This is a genomic window from Emticicia sp. BO119 (genome assembly GCF_013912375.1).
Lineage (GTDB): Bacteria > Bacteroidota > Bacteroidia > Cytophagales > Spirosomataceae > Emticicia.
Genome location: NZ_JACETV010000001.1, coordinates 647,653 through 670,827, shown reverse-complemented (window position 1 = coordinate 670,827; position 23,175 = coordinate 647,653). Strand labels below are relative to the sequence as shown.

20 protein-coding genes and 1 riboswitch are annotated in these 23,175 nt (G+C 36.6%); of the genes, 6 read left to right on the top strand and 14 right to left on the bottom strand.

The features are described from left to right. Nucleotides 1–224: 224 nt before the first annotated feature. A complete protein-coding gene (locus tag H1R81_RS02950; protein WP_181839184.1) occupies nucleotides 225–1,610 on the top strand; it encodes a hypothetical protein in 1,386 nt (461 codons plus the stop codon). A gap of 13 nt (nucleotides 1,611–1,623) precedes the next feature. Here H1R81_RS02950 and H1R81_RS02945 read toward each other — a convergent pair whose 3' ends face one another. Beyond that, nucleotides 1,624–2,319, bottom strand: a complete 696-nt coding sequence (locus H1R81_RS02945; protein ID WP_181839183.1) for a helix-turn-helix domain-containing protein — start codon at nucleotides 2,317–2,319, stop codon at nucleotides 1,624–1,626. Nucleotides 2,320–3,592: 1,273 nt separating this feature from the next. On the opposite strand from H1R81_RS02945, the gene H1R81_RS02940 reads away from it, so the two are divergent. Further along, nucleotides 3,593–4,483, top strand: coding sequence for a recombinase RecT (locus H1R81_RS02940; protein ID WP_181839182.1), 891 nt, complete (start codon nucleotides 3,593–3,595; stop codon nucleotides 4,481–4,483). A 147-nt stretch (nucleotides 4,484–4,630) separates the two neighbouring features. Here H1R81_RS02940 and H1R81_RS02935 read toward each other — a convergent pair whose 3' ends face one another. Next, entirely contained in the window at nucleotides 4,631–6,001 is a 1,371-nt protein-coding gene (locus H1R81_RS02935) for a serine hydrolase (RefSeq protein ID WP_181839181.1), read from the bottom strand. 103 nt (nucleotides 6,002–6,104) lie between these two features. Further along, nucleotides 6,105–6,962, bottom strand: coding sequence for a DUF2306 domain-containing protein (locus H1R81_RS02930; RefSeq protein WP_181839180.1), 858 nt, complete (start codon nucleotides 6,960–6,962; stop codon nucleotides 6,105–6,107). Between the two features lie 424 nt (nucleotides 6,963–7,386). Between H1R81_RS02930 and H1R81_RS02925 the strand changes: the two genes are divergently transcribed. Next, the gene (locus tag H1R81_RS02925; protein WP_181839179.1) at nucleotides 7,387–8,997 is read left to right on the top strand and encodes an ATP-binding cassette domain-containing protein; all 1,611 of its coding nucleotides are present in this window, start codon (nucleotides 7,387–7,389) and stop codon (nucleotides 8,995–8,997) included. Between the two features lie 124 nt (nucleotides 8,998–9,121). Here H1R81_RS02925 and H1R81_RS02920 read toward each other — a convergent pair whose 3' ends face one another. Next, nucleotides 9,122–10,576: a Gfo/Idh/MocA family protein gene (locus H1R81_RS02920; protein ID WP_181839178.1), complete on the bottom strand. Its 1,455-nt coding sequence runs from the start codon at nucleotides 10,574–10,576 to the stop codon at nucleotides 9,122–9,124. 814 nt (nucleotides 10,577–11,390) lie between these two features. On the opposite strand from H1R81_RS02920, the gene H1R81_RS02915 reads away from it, so the two are divergent. Then, complete coding sequence (locus H1R81_RS02915; RefSeq protein WP_181839177.1) at nucleotides 11,391–11,639, top strand: hypothetical protein; 249 nt, start codon at nucleotides 11,391–11,393, stop codon at nucleotides 11,637–11,639. Between the two features lie 100 nt (nucleotides 11,640–11,739). Here the strand turns inward: H1R81_RS02915 and H1R81_RS02910 are convergent, their stop codons facing one another. From H1R81_RS02910 to thiM, 6 genes are all read right to left on the bottom strand, one after another. Beyond that, on the bottom strand, nucleotides 11,740–11,958 hold the full coding sequence (locus tag H1R81_RS02910; RefSeq protein WP_181839176.1) for a hypothetical protein: 219 nt from the start codon (nucleotides 11,956–11,958) through the stop codon (nucleotides 11,740–11,742). Nucleotides 11,959–12,142: 184 nt separating this feature from the next. Continuing rightward, a complete protein-coding gene (locus H1R81_RS02905) occupies nucleotides 12,143–13,498 on the bottom strand; it encodes a DUF3500 domain-containing protein (RefSeq protein WP_181839175.1) in 1,356 nt (451 codons plus the stop codon). A 590-nt stretch (nucleotides 13,499–14,088) separates the two neighbouring features. Continuing rightward, the gene (gene tenA, locus H1R81_RS02900) at nucleotides 14,089–14,739 is read right to left on the bottom strand and encodes a thiaminase II (protein WP_181839174.1); all 651 of its coding nucleotides are present in this window, start codon (nucleotides 14,737–14,739) and stop codon (nucleotides 14,089–14,091) included. Then, the gene (thiD, locus tag H1R81_RS02895) at nucleotides 14,726–15,562 is read right to left on the bottom strand and encodes a bifunctional hydroxymethylpyrimidine kinase/phosphomethylpyrimidine kinase (RefSeq protein ID WP_181839173.1); all 837 of its coding nucleotides are present in this window, start codon (nucleotides 15,560–15,562) and stop codon (nucleotides 14,726–14,728) included. The genes tenA and thiD overlap by 14 nt, the downstream gene beginning before the upstream one ends. Next, on the bottom strand, nucleotides 15,559–16,194 hold the full coding sequence (thiE, locus tag H1R81_RS02890) for a thiamine phosphate synthase (RefSeq protein WP_181839172.1): 636 nt from the start codon (nucleotides 16,192–16,194) through the stop codon (nucleotides 15,559–15,561). Before thiE ends, thiD begins: the two co-directional genes overlap by 4 nt. Nucleotide 16,195: 1 nt before the next feature. Further along, the gene (gene thiM, locus H1R81_RS02885; protein ID WP_181839171.1) at nucleotides 16,196–16,987 is read right to left on the bottom strand and encodes a hydroxyethylthiazole kinase; all 792 of its coding nucleotides are present in this window, start codon (nucleotides 16,985–16,987) and stop codon (nucleotides 16,196–16,198) included. A gap of 75 nt (nucleotides 16,988–17,062) precedes the next feature. Beyond that, nucleotides 17,063–17,156: riboswitch (TPP riboswitch) on the bottom strand. A 423-nt stretch (nucleotides 17,157–17,579) separates the two neighbouring features. On the opposite strand from thiM, the gene H1R81_RS02880 reads away from it, so the two are divergent. Further along, nucleotides 17,580–19,106, top strand: a complete 1,527-nt coding sequence (locus H1R81_RS02880) for a DUF1593 domain-containing protein (protein WP_181839170.1) — start codon at nucleotides 17,580–17,582, stop codon at nucleotides 19,104–19,106. Between the two features lie 30 nt (nucleotides 19,107–19,136). Here H1R81_RS02880 and H1R81_RS02875 read toward each other — a convergent pair whose 3' ends face one another. The 4 genes from H1R81_RS02875 to H1R81_RS02860 form a co-directional block, all read right to left on the bottom strand. Beyond that, a complete protein-coding gene (locus H1R81_RS02875; RefSeq protein ID WP_181839169.1) occupies nucleotides 19,137–19,580 on the bottom strand; it encodes a DUF6265 family protein in 444 nt (147 codons plus the stop codon). A gap of 111 nt (nucleotides 19,581–19,691) precedes the next feature. After that, complete coding sequence (locus tag H1R81_RS02870) at nucleotides 19,692–20,507, bottom strand: helix-turn-helix transcriptional regulator (RefSeq protein WP_181839168.1); 816 nt, start codon at nucleotides 20,505–20,507, stop codon at nucleotides 19,692–19,694. A gap of 30 nt (nucleotides 20,508–20,537) precedes the next feature. After that, nucleotides 20,538–20,936 carry a VOC family protein gene (locus H1R81_RS02865; RefSeq protein WP_181839167.1) on the bottom strand — a complete coding sequence of 133 codons (399 nt, stop codon included), beginning with the start codon at nucleotides 20,934–20,936 and terminating at the stop codon, nucleotides 20,538–20,540. Nucleotides 20,937–20,978: 42 nt separating this feature from the next. Continuing rightward, nucleotides 20,979–21,395 carry a hypothetical protein gene (locus H1R81_RS02860; protein ID WP_181839166.1) on the bottom strand — a complete coding sequence of 139 codons (417 nt, stop codon included), beginning with the start codon at nucleotides 21,393–21,395 and terminating at the stop codon, nucleotides 20,979–20,981. Nucleotides 21,396–21,961: 566 nt separating this feature from the next. Between H1R81_RS02860 and H1R81_RS02855 the strand changes: the two genes are divergently transcribed. Beyond that, entirely contained in the window at nucleotides 21,962–23,014 is a 1,053-nt protein-coding gene (locus H1R81_RS02855; RefSeq protein ID WP_181839165.1) for an alpha-hydroxy acid oxidase, read from the top strand. Nucleotides 23,015–23,175: the final 161 nt, after the last annotated feature.

Below are 23,175 nucleotides of genomic sequence, written 5' to 3'. Positions count from 1 at the left end.
TATTATTTAGATAGAATCTAAATAAAGACAAAGCTAAAGCAGAAGCTTTAACCATACAAGAAAAATCATTTAAAAATCAGGCTTTAGTTTAATTATCTTCTGGCACTTACTTAAATCTCTCAAAATAGCTGAAAGTAATCAAACAATAAACCTTAAAATAAAAACCATTGTAAAGATTTGGAGAGCCTGTCGGGTCTACCTATCTTTAGGAAAACCTACCTTATATGCCAGAAGAATTTAACGAAAATAAATTTAATATTCAACGTCAGGCAGTACTTGTAATTCACGGAATGGGAGAGCAAAAACCCATGGATACACTCCGTGAATTTGTGGAATCAATTGCTCCGGAAATACCTCATAGTAAAAAACAAAAGTTTTTTAATAAACCAGATGTGCTGTCTGAAACTTTTGAGCTCAGGAGACTTACTGCCAACGAACATAGGTTTACTTTTAAAACTGACTATTTTGAATACTATTGGGCACACAAGATGAGTGGTACAAAATTGATGGATGTTTTATGGTGGTTCTGGACAATTCTTTTAAGACGACCAAAAAATATTCCTGACAGGCTGCGCTGGATTTATTGGTTCTTCTGGGTAAGTATTTTTATGAGTTTATTATTTATTCTGAGCTATCCTTTAATGAAAGAGGACAAATGCCCGGAAAATCTAATTAAAAATATATATGATTATGATTTTGTAAAAACGCATTTTTGCTGCTACCTTAAGTTCGTAGGAAAGTATCTGGGTAGTCTGACCTGGTTGGGTATTAATTTCTTTCTTATCTATTATTTAGGTGATGTTGTACGTTATACAACTCCACGTGCAGGTAATATTAAAGAAAGGCAGGATATAAGAGAAACAGGCATTGAATTGCTCAGAAAACTACATGATGCCAAAATAGATGTCAGAAATAAAGATGGGAGTACTTACAAAAGGAACAAATATGACCGTATTATTGTGGTAGGCCATAGTTTAGGGGCTGTAGTTGCCTACGATTTAATTAAATTTTTATGGATAAAACATAACGGAACTATTAAGTTGACAGATACTCAGTTAACAGAAATTGAAGATGCTGCTTATAACTTGAGTAAGAACCCCACAGCGAAAAACAGAGATACTTTCAGGGAAATACAGCTTAAACTGTGGAAGAGCCAGTTCAATAGGCTTGATTCTTGGCGGGTTTCTGATTTTATTACTTTAGGTAGTCCGTTAGCCCATGCCAAACTATTGCTTGCAGGTAACCCGGAGGAATTAGTAAAGAAACAGGCAGAAAGAGAATACCCTACCTGCCCGCCGACACCTGAAGGCGAAAAAACCTTCCATTTTCCGATTTCAGAGGTTAATTTCTTACATCATGCAGCTCCATTTGCCCTTACCCGCTGGACAAACATTACTTTCGAAAAAGATTTTGTTGGAGGAAATAATCATGTTTTCGGGCATGGGGTTGAAAACCATTTTCTAAGAACAAAGTCAAAAACCGGAAATATTATACCTTTCTGGTCTCATATTGGCTACTGGAACAAAAAAGAAAAAGAGATGATTAATTTAATAAGAAAAAAAATGCAGTTGAGAATACCTACACCACAGGACAAGTCAGAAGTTAACTAATTAATAAACCACCTTAAAAAGTCCTCTTCATTACTTTAAAAATCTTGTGTACATCATTTAATGAGAGTTTGAAATCACAGTATTCGGGGCTATCGTTGCGGCTATGGCAGGTAATGGTAGCTGTTGCTCTATCAAAAGCTATAATATCTTTAAACAATACATTGCGCTTGGTAAGGATAATCCACCCGAATCTTGATTCTCCGAAACCGTCCATCCACAAATCCATCGATAATTCTTTGCCTAATACAGTAGCTCTGTCGGGGGTATCATCTATTCTACCTCCGTTCATACTATCCCCGGAAATCCGGAAAGCAATAAAATTACCTCTGTCTATTTTATCAACTACAAAAGGCACTCTTTCTTCAAACTGAAATGTGCCAGCATCGCTTAATTCGTCAAGATAACGGGCAAATGCCTCAGTTGTGAGTAAAGGCACTTCCACAATCAGATCTCCATCTGTATTACTGATAAACTTATTACCATTAGTATTGACATAAGCATTCTCCAATCCGGCTTTTTTATAATTCAAAAACACCTCTCTGATAGTCTTTTCTGCAAGGCTTGATACATTCCTGTCACCACTTTCCCATAACTGTACCGCCCTCATGGTTACACCAACAAGTTCGGCGAACTCATTCTGAGAAAGCTTATTTTTCTTGCGAAAATTCTTGATTTCAGTTCCACTTACCGCAGGTATGCCAATAGTCATCGTCTGATTATGTTAAAAAAATAAAAATAATTTTCAAATTTTACTTGCATTTAACGAACAAGTTCGTTAAATTTGTTTCGTAATTACGAACAAGTTTATTTTTCATAAACAAAAATAGAGAAAATATGTAATTGTACAATAAAAATTTTATAAATTTTTTAAAACACTAAATCCACACAAACATTATTATGCTTAAAGCAAAATGCAAAAGTATTTAACAACAAGTGTCATGGTCGTATAATAGAAAATCTGACAAACTACATCTAACTCCTTTGCCCCGAAAATACCACACAACCCGAAGCAAAGTAGTTCGGTAAATAGTAGATGATATTTACCAGGTAATCAATCAGTTCACAGTTATGTGTAATTGTCTGGACTCCCTTGTCAAAGCAAAGGATTTAGCCAGATTATCTGTAATCCGTTCAAGATTTTTATTGATGCGTATGTAGTGTTTAAATCCTCCTCTTTTTAGAGGAGGTGTTTTTGACACACGGTCAAAAATTGATGTGCATTTATTTCATGACTAATATTTATTAGAAAATCCTCCTCCCTATGGAGGAGGTATTTTTTGAAAATTCATATTGAATGCCGTGACTATTCATATATTGATTTTTGGGTTAGAATAGAAGGATAGAAACCCTCCTCTATTCGGAGGAGGTGTTTTTAATAGGATAGGAAGCGCAAACAGATGGCTTATTTAGTAAGGTTAGGAATATATAGTAAAACCCTCCTTCGTTTGAAGGAGGTGTTTTTCAAAAGAAATTGTCTTTGTTAAACACGTTTAGGGAAACAGATAAAATCCTCCTTCATTTTGGAGGAGGCATTTTTTGAAGTTTTTCTTACCTGATAAATAACTTACCGGATCAGGTTCTGAAATACAACCTGAATCCTTTTTATTAGAAGAAGTTTTTTAAGCGTCTTTCTGCTGTTTTTTAGCATAATACAGTTTAGTAAGGTTTATTATTTAGGAGGATCACCAAACCCTCTTCCGTTTGGGGAAGGTGTTTTTAAACTCAAACAGCTGAGCATATAAACCCTGTAAAACCCAATAAAATGCCTATAAAAAACGTTAAATAATACGCTTCTGTCGATAATCTTTTAAAAGTAAAAGCCTGTTCCGGCTGCAAACCAGAATCAGGAAAATTATGTTTATATCTTCAACCCATATATAAAAGAGTGTTTAATAAATACTTCCCCAAAGTGTAGAAAATCATGCTTTCTGCCTCACTTTTGAATAGAAAAATAATCCCAAATCATAACAAATTAACTAAAAATGTCAGAGCAGTTAACAACTAAAGATTTTTTCAGTAAGACCTCCGTCAAACAAAAATTTGAAGAATTACTGGGCAAAAGAGCGCCCGCTTTTATGACCTCGGTTCTTCAGATTGTAGCCAGTAATGAATTACTGAAAAGAGCCGATCCAACCAGCGTGTATCATGCCGCAGCAACAGCCGCTACTTTAGATTTACCTTTGAGCAATAATCTTGGCTTTGCCTATCTGGTACCTTATAATGACAGAAAGAGCGGTCGGCAGCTCGCACAGTTCCTGATTGGTTATAAAGGTTTTAAACAATTAGCAATTCGTAGCGGACAGTACCAGACAATGGATGCCAAGATTGTGTACGAAGGGCAAAAGATAGAGGATGAATCGTTTCAGGGTTTTCATTTTGAATGGGACAAAAAACTAAGCGATAAAGTGATTGGCTATGCAAGTAATTTCAGACTGCTGAATGGCTACGAAAGTACTTTTTTCATGGATGCTGATTCGGTGCATCGGCATGGCAAAAGATACTCACAGACTTTTAAAAACGGAAAGGGCTTATGGGCAGAGGATTTCGACAAAATGGCCCTTAAAACCGTAACAAAGCTACACCTGAATAGTGGTGATGCTCCGCTCTCTGTTGAAATGCAAAAGGCTGTAATTACCGACCAGTCAGTGATACATAATGTAGAAGGAACAGAGGTAGAATATATTGATAATCAGTTAGAAAATAACGACCAAGAAGAAACAAGCAAGGAAAAAGAACTCCAGCGTATTGCGGATTTTATCTCTAATGCCAGAACTCTGGAACAACTGGAATTAGTTGATGAACACGTGTATGACTTTGGGCTGGTAGAGATGTATGAAACCCGTAAGCAGGAGTTGTACAGGAAATCGGCGTAAGTTATAAAATACTAAATCCACACACTTTTATAAAAATAAAATCGCGTTAGCCATTTTCGACAATACGTATATCTAATTTAGGTAAAATCAATTTTGTTGTAAAAATAATGCTTCGCGAATTCCAGCTCGCTTTCTGATTCTTTCATCTCACTCCTCTACTCTACTCCCTTTCGATTCCGAATAACTCGTACGCCACAATAAATTCTGAAATTTATCTCCCTGTCTTTTCTGGAACGAAATCCATGGGTCTAAGCCTGGTACATAAAAAGTCTTCCCATCAACCAGCAAGATTCTATATTCCATTTCAGATTGCGCCCGCAGGTAAGGGATATTTTCTTTAAGATAGATTTCTACAAGCCCTACCCCATCTATACTATACTTACCTACCATCGGTTGCATTTGTTTCTCGCTCACATTTTCGGCCAATGGCTCAACTATTGGTTGTTCCCGATGGCCTTCCATAATATCTATCAAAGCCGAAGTCAGTTGAGGTCTGACCCACTGAGGTATATTTGTATTACTCACAAAAGCAATAGTAAACTGCTGTTGACTATCCCAATAAACAAAACTGTAGAATCCGGCTACGCTTCCCCAAAAATAATGCGCATTACTATTTCTGCCCTGATACCAGCCACCTAAACGCAAGGCAGAAAGCTTGCCTTGAATAGATACCCATGAAGTAATGATACGGATAAGAGATTCGTCTACTATCGGTTGGTGATAAAAAGATTTTCCCCATTTATACAAATCATTGGCTGAAAACCAGATATTGCTACCACCATAAAAACCCTCACGGTCACCAATGTCGGCCAATTCTAAAACATCATTTTCATAAGTATAAGCCTTTATTCTTTCTCCGGGCCACTGATTAAGTAAGGGAGGTCTTATAAATGACTGCTGCATTTTGAGTGGTTCAAAGAAATTCTTACTCAGAAATGTCTGATAAGATTCTCCACTCACACGCTCAACAATAGCTGCGGCAATATCCAAACCTGGACTATCATAACTAAAATTGCTATCAGGTGGGTATAGTAGAGCTGGTTTTTGCTCATTCAGCAAAGTAAGCATAGCCTTGGTATTCAGTACATAAGTGGCGGGTATTTTCTCGAAATAATATCCATAATCCTGCAATCCGCCAGTGCTATGTGTGAGTAAATTCCAGATTTGGGTATTGGCATAAGGATATTCAGGAATATATTGCTGCACTGAGTCTAAAAGACTCAGTTTTTGTTGGTCGGCCAATAATAAAATAGCGGTTGCTGTCAGGGTTTCGGCAATAGCCCCTCCATCAGTGGGTATATCAGGAGTAAATGGAGTGGTGCTTGAAAAATTAGCATATCCATACCCTTTACTTAGTAAAATACTATCTCGCTCACCTACTACAATAGCGCCATTAAAAAGATTTTTCTGATTCAGCCGATTAAGCAAGGTATCAATAATAGCTACCTTATTTTGTGCAATAAGCGATTGATGGACAAATAGTAAGGCAAATACTCCTAATAAAGCAGACCGCATCATAAAGTAATCAGGCTCAATGAAATAAACATTGAATATACGGTTATTTTTTTAATCTGATTAAAAACCCACGATTTTGCTAAGTCGCGATACCTTGTTTCATTTCTTAAAACAACCACTCCAGAATGGCCGGGACCCAGTATAGTTTTGTGAAATAATAGGTAGCCAGGAGCAGAAAACTTATCACACACCATAAAACCAGTATAAAAAACAGATTCAGCCATAGAGAAGTCTTACTTTTATTCTGGGAGCGTATAAAAATTTCAGCTACCAACAGATTAGGAATATAAAAGAAAAAAGCCATGACATAATCAAATGCCCCTGTAAAAGTATTGTTATGTCCGGCTTTGTCGGTCAGCATAAACCAGAACCCATAGTCCATGCGATATAACCATGAACCAATGGCCAAAGCATAAAGTCTTAATGCCCATGCTCTGTGGGTGTCCGGATTTTTGGTAACAGCATACCTGTAGGTTTGAATAGCCGCCACCAGCATCAGACCACCATAAAGACCAAAACCGATATTCATCACTGTACCACCGATAGTACCTTTGGCTAAGATAAAGAAGAGACCTCCAACAGCAACCAGAATAGAAGCCGTTATATAAATACGCCCTATCCATCGATGAAACGTCAGGTATTTGATTCTGATAGCATCAATTAACTGAATGCTACCCAATATCAGAACGATGCCCCCCATAGCAAAGTGTAAACCAATGCCCATAGTAGCTTTTTGGGTATTTGGGTCATATAAGCCCGGCAAAACTCCGTTCCATTTTTCTAAATTACCCTGATAAAGCGCGGCAGCGTAGAAAGCCAGTATATAAAGCCCGAAGAGCCCAGCACTTACCCATACGGTAGTAATTAATAAAATACGAGTCCAATAGAAAATCTTAGTTATAACCCTTTCTAATTTAAAGTCTGCAGAGGATTTTACTCTATCAATGGTGTGTGCTTTTGGCATAAACGTAAAGGCAGGATAGTTTTATTTAGGTTGCTGTAAAATTAAACATTTGAATCTGAAAAAACTTTAAAACTTTATGAGTGGTATTTTACGCTTAAGCAAAATAAAAGTTAATCAGATTAGAACGCATATCAGTTGATATTTGCAGAATACAACCAAAATCTTTAATTTTGCAAAAAATAAAAGATACTCCATGTAAGATACTAAGTAGAGCTATTGGGCTCTTATAGATTCCGAATCAGCGGAATGTTTTGATAACTCTAATGTCAATTCCCCTCAAACACTTCTTTCTGTTGAGGGCAGTCTTAGTAATCATGTAATACCTTCTTCATATATTATTCTTTATTGCGCAAATGCCACAAACACGTTTTGGTTTGTTTGGCTCATTGCATCTTATTCTTCACGTTTTTACATCAATTTATATATGAGTATCATTATTAAATCTATTTCTTATACGCTTTCAGACAAAACCACTCTGTTTCAAAATATAAGTTTTGTCATTCTCAAAGGTCAGAAAGCTGCCTTAGTGGGAAATAATGGTTCTGGCAAATCAACTTTACTGAAAATAATTGCCGGACAATTACAGACATCTGCTGGTGCCGTTTTTCATACTGAAAAACCATATTATGTGCCTCAACATTTAGGTGAGTATAATCATTTGAACGTAGCACAAGCTTTAGGCATTGAAAATAAATTAAAAGCTTTGGGAGCTATACTGATGGGCGATGTTTCTGCTGAGACCTATATATTATTAAATGATGACTGGACAATTGAAGAGCGAATAAAGGAGGCGTTTTCATATTGGCATTTGCAACATTTATCCCTATACCATCCTATGCACTTATTGAGTGGCGGCGAAAAGACCAAAGTTTTCTTGGCAGGTATCCAGATTTACAAACCAGAAATCATTGTGCTCGATGAACCCACCAATCACTTAGATAGAGAGAGTCGCGAGTTGCTTTATAAATTTATCAGCAAAAGTAAACAGACTATTTTAATAGTGAGCCATGACAGAACCTTGTTAAACCTCCTGAATCAAACGCTTGAACTCTCTGAAAATGGAATAGAGATATATGGGGGAAATTACGAATTCTATAAAGTGCAAAACGATGGAAAATTAAAGGCACTTGAATCACAACTGGAAGAAAAACAAAAGGCTTTGAAACAAACCCAAAAAAAAGCAAGAGAACTGAATGAGCAACGACAAAAACAAGAATCAAGAGGCAAAGCAAATGGAAAAAAACAGAATCTACCAAAAATAATAGCCGGGAATCTGAAAAGCAAGGCTGAAGTAAGTACTGCCAAAATGAAAGATATTCTTCACGAAAAAATACATGAGGCAGGAGACAATCTTCGTCAAACGCAGGCGGAGATCAAGACGCAAAAGATATTAAAAATAGATTTAAGGAAATCGGACTTACACAAAGGGAAAATTCTGGTAGAAGCCATAGAACTTAATTACTCTTATGGAACTACAATGCTTTGGCACAAGAATTTCTCTTTTCAAATCCGTTCAGGAGATAGAATCAGAATTGAAGGTAATAACGGCACCGGTAAGAGTACCCTTCTTAAACTAATTACAGGTGTATTTGAACCATCTTATGGAACAATCTACAGGGCAGAGTTTAAGTACTTCTATCTGGACCAGGATTACTCTGTTATTGATAATCAACTGACAGTTTTTGAACAAATACAACAATTCAACGAACGCCATCTGCCTGAACATTATCTGAAAATGCTCCTGCATTATCATCAGTTTTCAAATGATTTGTGGGAAAGAAAATGTCTTTTTCTGAGCGGAGGAGAAAAAATGAAACTAATTCTGTGTTGTTTTGCTATAAACACCAATATGCCTGATATGATTATATTAGATGAGCCAACCAATAATTTAGATACATATAGCCAGCAAGTATTGATTGAGGCTATTAAATATTATGATGGTACTCTTTTGGTCATTTCTCACGACCAGTATTTTATTAATGAAATTGCGATAAAAAAACAAATTGAGATACCAAAGGCTGATCACAAATATTAACTTATGACATAAATAGGAACATTATTCCAAAATAAGGCGAAGTACTGATACAATACTCCCCTAATCAAATAATAAAGGCATAAATAATATTACTTATGCCTTTATATATCTAAATTTACTTCAATTATACTTTCCAACCTTCACGATAAGATGCTCTGCCTACAAACTGGTTGGCTTCTTCAAGGTTAGTGATTCTCATGTTTTCACCATCCCACAATAGTTTTTTGCGGGCAAAGAATTCAGCCTGACCTTTGCCATTATCCCGCTTCAACAGAAAACTTCTGATAGCCAGATTACCCATTAATACGGTTTCTGTCATTGGGCCTGCATAATCAAAAGACGATGTTAATTCTTTATGTTCTTTACTATTAAACCCTGCTTTACAGGCATCTACCCATCTACGTTGGTGACCATATTCAGGTTCAATATCTTTTGGCAAATCAGGGCCAACTTCTCTTGTGCCATCGCTCAGGTATAATTTCGGCATCATTGGTGAGCTATCATTGATATTGGTAGTGATGATTCCTTTATCACCAATAATCATTACACCATTGCTACCGTTAGTACCGCCCATGTCTTCATTGGCAGGAATAAGATCCGGATGCGCAGGTCTGATACCGCCATCCATCCAGGTCATTTCAATGCGGGACTGGCTCTTTTTTGTGGCATCAAAATGAAGTGTAATCAATGAGGATGCTGGACAACCTTCAGGATTATATTCCGGTGATCTCTTGGTATAGAGTGTTCCTACACTACATTCAGCATCAGTAGGATATTTCAGACCTAATGTTCTGAACGGAATATCTATCAGGTGGCAACCCACATCTCCTAAAGCACCTGTGCCATAATCCCACCAGCCACGCCAGCCAAATGGGTGCATACCAGGTACATAAGGTTTAAATTCATTAGGCCCGAGCCATAAATTCCAGTCAAGTTCTTTTGGTTTTAAGGCTTCATCAGGCTTTGGCATGGCATTGCCTTGTGGCCATACCGGCCGGTTTGTCCAGATCTGTACTTTGGCAATTTTACCCAATTTACCCGAATCAATCCAGCCTTGTACAGTCTTCAGTAGCGGGTTTGATGCACCCTGATTACCCATCTGGCTTACAATTTTACGTGTACGGGCCATCTCGGTCAACATACGTGCCTCACGGATGTTGTGTGTCATCGGTTTTTGCACATATACGTGTTTGCCACGCTCCATAGCAAATTTAGCGGCAGGGCCATGCACGTGGTCAGGAGTAGAGATAGTAACAGCGTCTATGTCTTTCTCTTTATCCAGCATTTCACGGTAGTCGGCATACAATTTGGCGTTTGGAAACTGCTTTACTGTCTGGCTGGCTGAACCCGAAAAGTCAACATCACAAAGAGCTACTATTCGCTCTCTGCCTTTTACTGAGGCATTGGTTATATCACTCCGGCCTTTACCACCGGCGCCGATGGCCGCAATGTTTAGCTGGTCGCTGGGCGAAATAAACCCAAGACCACCAAGTACATTTCTGGGGACAATAAAAAAAGAAGAAGCAATTGCTCCTTTCTTAATAAATTCTCTCCGAGATTTGTCTGATTTCTCTTTCATGTTTAGAATACTGTATTTAGGATTGAATAATTAGATGCAAAGGATTAATTAAGACAGATTTCTTAACTTATTTTTTCACTTTGCTAAAGTAGAAAATTTATAGGCAAATATATTCTACTGTAAAATAATTATTTAAAAAATTTTAAAAACAGAAATAATTATGGCCTTATTTACAAGTAATAGGCAAATAAAATTGCGATTTCAATAATAATAAACAGGCTGGGTAAAAACTCAATTCATTGGAATAGTTTTATGATTAAAATAAGAGAAAACTTATTTGAATAAATCTGAGAAATTACATGGCACTGATTGTCAGTTGTATTTTTGTAAAGGTGAAAAGCTGAGATTGAATATTTTCATATTTTCAGAATAACTCAACCAGTTTCTAAAAGAAACAATAGTTTTGCCTATGCTTTTTGAATTTCATCAGAATAACTTGACTAAGGCAATTTTAGAAAACATTTGTTCAATAAATTTAAATCAGGCAAAGAGATTTCATGGTTGAATAATTTCGAAAAGTCACACAGTAAGTTTTTCAAAGTAGGTTCATTAAGCCATAATAGAAGGTTAGGCTTATTATCAGAAAAATATATTCGGGCTAAATTTCAAATTAATGTTCAACAATAAGTTCAGAGGTCAAACGTTAAAAATTTATAGAATTTTGATTGGAAAATCCAGAACTAAATCTTATATTTACTTCAATACACCAACTGCATTATAATTTCTATCCCGAACGATTCTCCCTTTTTTAAATGTTTTCCTTTTCTATAAGCATATTTTGCCGTTAATAAGTTTTACTTTAACTAAAGACGCAATGAAGACTTTTAATGAACTCAATAACGACATCACTTACGCATTACGGCGTTATGAGATTGCTTATACTGAAATCAGCACCAGCGCATTACAAACAGCTCTGACCGTTTCCATCAGTAAAGAGGTTTCACAGAAGAAAATGAATGATTTCGTGAATTACCTCAACGATTTGAAAGTTATGTATCAATCGTCTTTTGCTCCTGGAGCAGGATTTATTAAACTGACAATTTTCAATAATTTTATGATTTGATGAGTAGCCGATGTATCAGGGTGATTTTTGTTTTTTTATTGGTTTAGAAGAAGAGGGCATTTACCAGAATTTCCTTTTACAGTAATTCTTTGTGCGAAATCTAAGTTTCATTTAATTGATAATAGCTGATACCATCAATCTGTACAATAGTTAAAGTCTTATTTTCTATCAGTTTTTGCATTACTTTCCTACGATAAAAACTATTTTCATTCAATTCATATATAGAATTTAAATCAACTTTGCGTACCAACATTCTAATATCCATTCTCTTCTTTTTTTTGAATAGCTCTATAATCAGATTCCTATAGTATTCTTCCATCTTTATCTTTTTTATTACTTCTAAACTACATTTTATATCATATATAAAAGAGACAGGAGCAAATCAGGTTACTAATTCTACATAATTTAACCTATCGTTAACAAAAAAGTACCCCATATGAGGTACTTTACTGTTTCAGACAAATGAAGCGAACAAACGGGAACATCACTTTGTTTCTTTACTACTATAATCCACCATAATCTCGTTTTCTGTCTCTGTAAACTGAACGATACTGAACTTCAGCAGGATTGACAAAACCGGGTTTGACAATAAATTCTATCCAGACACTCGGGCCATCAATACGAACATAATCACCACTTTGAGAGAGAGTTGCATTACCTGAATAAGAGATATAGGTATTGTCTAATTCTTTTTCATAAATATTGAGCATAGCCATACCTGTCACATCATCGGCATCAAGAGTCCACGGCTTGATAGCTGCTAACACAAGTGCCTTTTGTGAAGCATTCAGAGCACTGACAGGTATCCCTACTTTAGTGGTTGGAAACTGCCCATCTTTCCCTGGCCCCATGCTTACTTCGGAAAAAGCTGAAGTTAATTTAGCTGAAATTAATTGCGTAGCCGATAATGCTGCCAACATGGATGTCAAACTATTTTTTTCGTTGTCAAGAGGAGCATAAGCCACACCTGCCTGTAACCATGTGCGAGGTTCAACAGCCTGAAAAGAAGGAGTTACACCTACTACTGCCCCATTGCTGAAAGCAATATGCTGTATATAATTATGACCACCAAATTGCAATATCCATGTACCTGTCTGGCTTGGAGTACCAATAAAGGCAATATTATACTTTTTTGATGAGTAATTCCCCTCAGAATTAGCGGCCAGAATATCTTCAGCCAAATTTATCTGTAAAAACTCCCCATAACCTTCATCTGCAGTAGTTCCGGTTGCGGTTTCAATGACTTTTTTTGCGGCAATAACCTGTGGAGCAGTCATGGTACTGAATTCTAAACCATTTCTGCTCACATTACCAGACTGTATTGACCAATTGATCGCGTTTGGCCTGGTATAAGGCAATTGAACTGCCATCCATTGTTCTGTAGTTAATGTAGTCCGGAAAGTATCAATAGCAGCCATTACTCTACTTACTGAGCCTGTAGATGGTTTAGGAATAGTGGTATCGGCAGACACCGAAACTTCTAAATTACAGGTTTGTCCACCGAATGAAACCGGGAATATGGCTTTTCCGGTAGAATTTGGTGTACCCATAATTGTATAAGTAATTGTACCGTCGTTGTGAGAAAGAATGCCAGCTACCAGATGTGCCTTTAAACCTAAGACACCTGTTGAGGCTATACTATCCTTAGCGGTATAAGCAATACCGTTACCTCCGGAATAACCCAATGTGGCTCTACCCGAAAAAGCTACACCACTCATTGGAGTAGCTGAAATTGTAGCGGTAGAACAACTTAACCCGGAAATAAGAGGTGAGGTAATGATTTCGTCCGGCTCACAGGCCTGAAAAATGAGCATTGATATCATTAATAATCCTACCCAATAGAATCTATTTGTTTTCATGGTAAGTAAAAATTAAAGTTGTATGGATTTTTGGATTAAATACAAAGATAAACGTATCCCCTAAGGGATTTCAGAATAAAAAATAGGGAAATGAGAAAGCAAAAAGGTGAAGCGTATAGGTTACTCTGGTGAATTTGAAATATAAACGAGAAAAAAAGCTAATTAGTTTAGAAATAAGATTAAAATAGTCTAACAAACAAAAAATTATAACTGAAGTTTTTTACGATTTTATCCATTTATTTGAATAATTATTTAAAAATTTTTAATGAACATCGACATTCAATCCAAGAACTAAATCCCCTGATCTGGCTCTTTTTTGCGACGACACAAAAAAAAAGCAGGACAAAATCCTGCTTTTTTAAGTATGTTTTGCTGTGACTAAAAAAGTTTACAAATTTTGCGACATTTAATTTTAAAAAGCAAGTTGAACGTTAAAAAGTTTATTAAAATTTGATTGAATGTTTTTTAATTTGAACATTATAGCTAAAAACGAAAGAGTGATATGTAAATAATTTATCAGATTGTTAAGTTTTACATATATATATCTATGCGTCAATTACAATGAAACTTTTAGGTAAGCAAGGTAAATATTATCTCCACCGACGATTAATATAAGCTGCTTCCCAGAAATCAAATTCTAATCGAGAAGACATAATGAAGGCTTCTGTCATTTTATCCTGAATTGCAACTGTAGTTTGGGTGGCATTCGTATCACAGATATTAATAGCCGATTTCACGGCAATGCCAAATTCTTCTCCTGAATAGGTGTCAATCCATTTCTGATAAGGATTATTCAATCCTTTCTGCTGTTGATAGATATAATCACCCACAGCTTTGTAAATCCAGAAACAGGGTAATACAGCTGCCATACCTATTTCAACAGCCTCTAAAGCTGTGGTACTTTTCAGAAAATGTGTATAATGATGGCAGGCTGGTTGTATATTATCTTTATCCACAATGCCGAAACTCTTGAAATAAGATTCATGCAAGACATTTTCAACAACAATAGTGGTTTCTGCAAAACGAAAAAAAGCTAACATATCAGGTATATGAGTTGCCCTTGCTCCTATAATTGCCAATGCTCTACCAAAGTGTTCGAGATAGATAGAATCCTGCATCAGATAATACTGAAATTTCTCCAAAGGCAATGTCCCCTCTATAAGTTCCTTTATAAACGGCATTTGCAGAATAGATTCATAAATAGGTTCAATGCTCAACCAGGCTTGTTCAGACCATTTCATTTTTAATCAGTTTTTGTGGGTTAAAGAAGTGATTCAAAGGCCCATTACCTTTGCCAATAGCTACATCAGCCCCGTGTTTGATAGCCTGATGCACATAGGTTTGTCCAAGTGCAACTGCTTCATGGAGACTTTTACCTTGCGCTATGTAAGCAGCAATTGCCGATGACAAAGTACAACCTGAGCCATGTGTATTATTAGTAGGGAATTTCTCAAACTCATAGGAATGTATCTGCCCTTCCCCATCAAAATATAAAGAAGTAATTTGGGGCAAGTCTAAATGTCCGCCTTTCAGCAAAACTGATTGAGACCCCAATCCTAAAATCTTTTCACCTGCGATATACATATTCTCTAAATTGCCAATCGGCATTTGGGCTAAAATAGCCGCTTCATCCATATTAGGTGTAATTACTGAAGCTATCGGGAATAATTCCTCAATGATGGTTTGTATCGTTGTTTCTTCTATTAGTTTATGTCCACTGGTAGCAACCATTACTGGGTCAAAAACAATGGGTACAGCAGGGTATTTTTTGAGTGTTGTAACGATAACCGACACTAATTCAGACGTATGAACCATGCCTATTTTAATGGCATCAGGGAATATATCGTCTAAAATTGTCTCTATCTGCTCGGCTACAGCCTGATATGGAACAGGATAAATACTCCGAACACCTTGGGTATTCTGTACAGGCAGTGCTGTGAGAACCGAAGTGGCATAGCAACCTAAAGCCGAGAAAGTTTTAATATCGGCTTGAATACCTGCACCTCCGCTTCCATCAAATCCTGCAATAGTCAGAACAGACGGATAAGTATATTTTTTATTCATTTGGTTATTTCATTTCTAAGCTCATAAGCCGCTTTCTCAGGATTTCCGGCCGAACAAATGGCCGAGACTACAGCTATACAATCAGCTCCAGCTCTCATTACTTCGTTGGCGTTGGCTTTATTCATACTACCAATAGCAATAAGGGGTTTATCGGAAATGCTTCTTATAAGACTGATTCCATCCAGCCCCCATTCAGTTATGGTATCTGTTTTGGTTTTAGTTGAAAAAACCGGACTGATTCCAAGATGGTTAGCAGTCTCTGTCAGTTCAGTATCCATTTGAGAAAGGTATTCAATAGAATATCCAATTTGTAATTCGTCTCCCCATCTTAAACGTATTTCAACCGGTGAGCTATCATTATTTCCAACATGTACGCCAAACGCCTGTATGGCTTTAGCTACCTCAACATTATCGTTGATAATAAGTGGCACATTGTATCGGTCGGTAACCTCTTTCAATTGAAGAGCTCTCTCTATAAAAACCGTTGTAGACATTTTTTTTTCTCTTAACTGAATAATCTCTACCCCACCGGCAATTGCCTGTTCAGCTACCTTCAGAAAATCCCGACCCTGGCAAGCAGCTTCTGAAATAACAAGGTATAGCTGATAAGGAAATAATGGGTGTTTCTTCATTCTATGAAATTTTCAAAGTTTGACAAAACTCCTCCTCATTGATATTATGCAGCTTATCCAATAATTGAAGCTGTAAACTTCCTGGTCCTGCGCTTTTTCTGGCTGCCAGTTCTCCGGCAACACCAAATAATGCCATAGCTGCTGCCAAAGCTTCTACTGTATTCTGAATTACAGCTATAAAGGCGCCGATAACCGCCGTTGAAGAACAGCCCAGGCCTGTAACTTTAGTCATGAGTGCATCACCGTTGTCAAGATAAATCAGGGTATCTTTACCTACGATAATATCTGTTTTGCCAGAGATACACACCAGTGTTTCATATTCATCAGCAATCATTTTGGCCGCAACAATAGCCTCATTGCTTTCGGCTGTGCTGTCAACACCTTTCGTAGGTGTTGCATTGTCTTTAGCCAGTGCCATTATTTCAGAGGCATTTCCACGAATCACTGTTGGTTTATAGCCTAATAAACTACTAATAGTATAGTTACGATAGGCTGTTGCCCCTGCCCCAACCGGATCGAGAATCCATGGTTTGTTGAGTTGATGAGCCTTTTCAGCAGCTAATAGCATCGATTTTACCCAATACTCGTCTAAAGTGCCAATATTAATGACTAAAGACTGACAGATGCTTGTCATATCCTGGACTTCAGAATGTGCATGAGCCATAATTGGCGAAGCACCCACAGCCAACAAAGCATTAGCAGTATTATTCATTACTACAAAATTTGTAATATTGTGCACTAAAGGTGATTGGGTGCGGACAGTTTCGATATGTGTCCAAAGATTTTTTTCCATTGTTTTTGAATTTAAATACAATGGCTAAAGAAGATTTCCCTGAAATAAAAGAGGATAATATATAAGGCGCAAGGCTCTCTATTATTCGCTTTTCCCTACGTCGGTCTCAACCGTATCAGGTTCAAAGGGACTCTCTCAATTCTTTTTCAGAATACCCCTAAAGCCAAGACAAAGGTAGATAAAATAAACGGAAAGGCAAGTTTTAAGAATTGTTTAACACCATTGTTGGTTCTAACCATAAGTAAATAATTAAAGATTTGCCGGAAAATAAATAATCCTTAAATTTAGAATAACCCCTCTCCTGAGAATAATAACGTAATGTTACAATTTGCTAATACCTTCAAAAAGATCTATTTTTTTTGAAGGCAGGCTCTTTCCCACATTATTTCAATGCAAATGCACTATTCAAACAAATAATAAAACTATTCATTGATAACAAACAAAAAATATTTCACTTATTTTCTTTTTATTTCGTTTATTTTCTTTTACTTTTGTTTCAGGCAAATAGAATTATATATTTATTTTCACTATTCACCCTATGACTAACTATTTACGGATTTCAACACTTTTTTGTTTAATTGTGTTTTTGAACATGTGTTTGTTTAATCAGGTAAATGCACAGACACTTCTCAAAGAAAGAAAGCCAAGAATCATCATTACTGCCGACCCTGAGCTCGATGATAACAACTCCCTTATACGTTTTATTTTATATAGCAGCGACCTTGACATTGAAGGCCTTGTGTATGCCAGTAGCCAGTTTCACTGGACAGGCGACGGTAAAGGAACCAAGTGGTCGGTACCTAATAGAGAATACACCAGGTTTGGATTGAATATGTGCCCGTGTGAATCATGGCGTTGGGCTAAAGGAGAACGCTTCATTCATGATATTGTTGATGCCTACGAAAAATCATATCCAAACCTGAAAGTCCATAATCCGGAATATCCGACTCCCACTTTATTGAAATCAAAAATCCGTTTTGGGAATATTGAATTTGATGGTGATTTTTCTAAAGACACCCCAGGTTCAGAATTAATTAAAGCCGCCATATTAGACGATAAGCCCGGACAACTTTATATTACCTCGTGGGGAGGAGCCAGCACCATTGCCCGAGCTTTAAAATCAATTCAGGATCAGTACGAGTACACCACTCAATGGGATGTCATTAAAAAGAAAATAGCCAAAAAAGTAGTTTTCCTACCCTCTGGTGATCAGGATGATACCTACGCTACTTATATCAGACCTAATTGGCCTGATATTGAATATCGTCAGTTCAGTGATGTCCCAAATTACGGATATGGTGCCCAGTTAAGAGCCAAACCGGAAAATGCACCTTACCTCACATCAGCGTGGATGAAAGAAAATGTAACTGATCGAGGTCCGTTAGGAACTTTATACCGTGTATGGGGAGATGGAAAACAAATGGTGAAAGGAGATATTATGGACTATTTTGGTGAAGCAGGAAAAACCACTGACGAATTGAAGAAAATGGGATACGTAGTCTGGATGCCTCCACAAGCCAAAGGCTCATGGTTAGGAGAAGGCGATAATCATACCTTTATGAATATGTTAGGCAATGGCTTACGTGCCTATGAAGCCGGCTATTATGGCGGTTGGGGAGGCGGCTCTGCCAACAGGAAAGACAATTTTGCTTTCGGATTAGCCGACACAAGCGCTACTGCCATGGCAAATGCCCTGAGCAATGTAAATAATCGTGAAAAAGAAAACACATTCCCTGATTTTTTCCCTCAGGCCCAGCAGGATTTTGCCGCCCGAATGAAATGGGCCGTTACACCCAAATATGCAAATGCTAATCATGCTCCAATGGCAAGAATTGAAGGCCCATTGAAAATTATGGTTTCACCTGGCTCAAAAATACGATTAAACGGCTTTGTATCAGACCCGGATGGCAATACTGTTTCTACAAAATGGTGGCAGTTTAATGTCGGAACTTATCCCAATAAAGTAGATATCACAAAACCTGATGCCTTACAGACAGAAATTCAGATTCCAAAAGATGCCGTAGCAGGACAGACTATTCATGTTATTTTTCAAGCAACTGACAACGGCACTCCATCATTAACCAAATACCAAAGACTTATAATGACCGTAAGGAAATAGTAAAGTATCTTTAGGGCACGGGGACGGTTATTACTGCTTAATTATTTTAAACTTAAACCCTTTGTCACCACCCCCCAAAACACTTACTAAAATCGTCTGTGGGTCAATCAATTTATACTGAATCTTTTTTGGGAAATCGTGGCTCAGGTTTTCAAAAGACAATTGATCCTTAACAGTTTTATTTAATACAAACGGAATTGTCTGTCCATTGTTCTGATTAGGTACACGAGCCTGATAAGTAAGGTTACCATCAATCATCTTGATGGTAAGGTATTCTGATACCATTTTCTCACCGGATTTTATTTTGTAAGAGTAGCCGTCCATTGTCCCGTTTGTATTCTTTTTCCAGACTTCATAAATTTCTTTATTCTCGGTTTTCCAGATACCCTCCAAAAACTGAACCTGGTCAAGGTTATCTTTCGATGAATTGGTAAATAGCAGAATGGTACTAAATAAACAGATAAGTGTTTTCATAATGCTTGTGTTTAAATTGTCTTATTTTATACTTGCGAAATATTTGATTTGTAGTTTCATGCAGCAAAAATGGAAGACAATCTTTAACAAAAATTGTAAAATCACGACAGGCTAATCATTGTCGATAAATAATGTCGACATTCTAAGGTTATGCGCATAAAATTGTTTGGGACTAACGCCAGTGAAGTCCTTGAAATCTTTTATAAAATGGGCCTGATCATAATAGTTACTCTCGTAGGCAATAGTAGTCAGGTTTTCAGTATTTTGCGTTGACAATAATTTTAGAGCAGCCTGTAGTCTGATAATTTTAGACAATTGCTTCGGGCTTAAACCTATTATAGCTGAGAACTTCCGTTCCAGTTGTCTGCGATTAATTTGAACATTTTCCGATAATTCATCAACAGATAATTGTCCACCCAATCGCACAATCATTTCTACACTTGATTTAATCAATTGGTTAATAGATTCAGGTGTAATGAGTTTTTGTAATAAAAAAGCCTCTGCTATTGCAATTCTTCTTTCCGTTGTTTCTGCCTGCAATATTTTATTTTCCAAGACTATTCCGTCTATACCAAATAATTCCTGCAATGAAACAGCCCGGTTTTCCATCAGACCTACAGGTATAGTTGCAAAAGCATTAAATCCATCAGGCAGAAAACGAACGGAAAATATGGCAGTTTCTCCAAGAGGTTCAATATCCAAAGCCTCAGTAATTTGTCCGAAGACGAAACTTCTGGGTTGAATTAAATAGTTATCTCCTTTCAGATATTGTTTAAATAAACTTCCGCAATGAAAAATCATTTCCATACAGCCATCTGGCACTATCCGTTGTTTTTGTGGCTTCACTTCTTCTGGTGCAAGCAATGTCCAGTAGCATTTAATAAACGGTTTTAGTTCTGAACATGGCTTATAAGTTTTATAATTCATTTTTCTTATTCAACAAGTTGCTTACAACCTTTAGATTTTCTTCTGTATTTGCCAGTAGTGACCAAACGGATCTTTTACTGTTCCTTGTCTGTACCCATAGTCATAATCCTGCGCTGGGTTTACTTCAGTGGCCCCTGCATTAATTGCTTTTTTCATTACTTTGTCTACGTCAGTAACAAATAAACCAATGCAGACAGTACAGCCATTGTTTTTTTCAGGTGAAAAGAAATAAGATTTTGTGGTGATTTCGTGTATATGAAAAATAGCCCCATTAATAGATAGTTCTACCACATGAATACTCCCATCTTCATTCGAAAATCGCATTTTTTCAATTGCTCCAAATGCTTTCTCATAAAATGAGACATCTGTTACTCCTTTATTGATAAAAAGTTCAGGAGCAAAATATACGCTATTATCATTTGTTGGCATCTTAACTATACGAATTGAGTAAAATGTTTCAAAAACTTAATTTCAACGTTCTGATTTTTTCTTCTTTGCTTTCAGATAGTTTTCCCTGATTTTTGCGAGATTTATTTTGGCACAATCTGAGATTAATTCTTTAACAACAGGTAGAGGCATTTCTGTTTCATCAATAAAATTAATGCACCCTTTTTGAAAACTTGCGCCAATAAGCTTTGCCTTATATTTTTCATGTAGCTCTTTGGAGCCATAAATGGGCAAAACGTGTAAGGATATATAATTTTTTACGCTCGAAAGAGCATATTTCATTAAGCCACCTTTTTCTTTATAAATTATCATTTCTTTTCCCATCATTGGTTCAACTTTTACTTCAATATTCGCATCATTTTCAATGATAATCCCGTGGATATTTGATAAGACATTCTGCCTTTCGGAGGGCTGTCGAGATATATAAAATTCAGCATCCATGGTCCCTTATAAATTTATAATTATTTCAGAATAAAACGCAAGATATGTAGTGGCAATCTGGAAATACTTTTCATTCAAATTTAGTTAAAAATCAGGTCATTATTTATTTATTTTAATGTTTTAACGATCAAATTTGTCAAAGGTATCAATTTCATCGATTTTCTGATAAAGGCTATGGATATTCTCCTAACATCTAAACTAAGCGAATTTAAAACTGAAGTTTCACATTTATAAGCAAAGCCTTAAAAGCTACTAACCAACCAAAAGTTCTTTCAAGGAAAAACCGATTTTGATATACAACTTTATCAAAGTATTCTTATCCATCCATGCGTTAAGTTTTTCAATATTTATGTACTGACTGATTTGTCTGTTTTTCAATCAAGTTCAATCTTTAAAAAGCTTACCACATACAATTATACATTTGGCTAAACTTAATCACTCTCCGATTTATAAAAATCTATACATTCAGCAAACTGATGTTCCGTTTTATGAAAATCGCCTTATAAAACACATTTTGCCAACTCTTTCATTATCTTTGAATACCTAATTCAACCTGACATTTAGCAATGGCTTTAAGCAATAATTCTCCTGCTGATTTATCTCAACTCATTAATTTATTTGATTTTGAGCAAATGGCTGCCACAAAAATGACCCGGATGGCATACGAATATGTAGCCAGTGGCGCAGCAGATGAAGTGACACTCCGATGGAACCGGGAAGCATTTGATCATATTAAACTGAATACTACAGTATTAAATAATTTAAACTACCCGGATACAAAACTCAGTCTTTTCGGACAAGAACTGGAGCATCCAATACTGATTGCCCCTACGGCGTTTCATAAAATCATGCACCCCGATGCAGAAATTGCTACGGCTAAAGGTGCTGGAGCTGCCTCCACCGTGTATGTAGTAAGTTCATTTACCACTACTCCACTCGAAGAAATAGTTAAAGTAGCTACTCAACCATTATGGTTTCAATTGTATGTAAGAGACGATCGTATATATACGAAAGACCTCATCCAGAAAGCAGAATCACTGGGCTATCAAGCACTTTGCGTAACGGTTGACACACCTACACCAGGTATTCGCGACCGCCAGGCAAAAGTCGGTTTTGCTTTGCCTGATGATGTAATTGCTCATTATTCATTAGGTGAAATAGGCGCACCTAAAAACCCTATCACATGGAAAGATATCGAATGGCTACAATCATTTACTAAAATACCTGTCCTGCTTAAAGGAATTCTGAATCCCGAAGATGCGATCAAAGCCGTTCAGACTGGAGTTGACGGCATTGTTGTATCAAATCATGGTGCCCGGAATTTAGATACTGTTCCCTCTACTATTGAGGTACTTCCGCGTGTTGCCGAGAAAATAGATAACAAAATACCGATATTATTAGATGGTGGAATCCGACGGGGCACTGATGTAATAAAGGCAATTGCCTTAGGAGCTAAAGCAGTATTGATTGGAAAACCAATCTGTTATGGATTAGCTTGTGGTGGTGCTCAGGGTGTTGCAAAAGTAATACAGATATTAAAAGATGAACTATTATTAGCTATGATCCTTACAGGTAGAAACAGTTTGTTAAAAATTGACCAATCAGTAATATGGCATTAGACTAAATCATTCTTTCAGAACAACTCATACGACTATCAAAATAACTTCATTTTACCATTAGATAAATTTTTTTGACTGTCTGCTGTTCTGGCTTTAACTTACGAGCCAATTACAGCAAAAGTTGTTTTGAATAGGGCTACTTAATTTTAGTAGCTCCTATT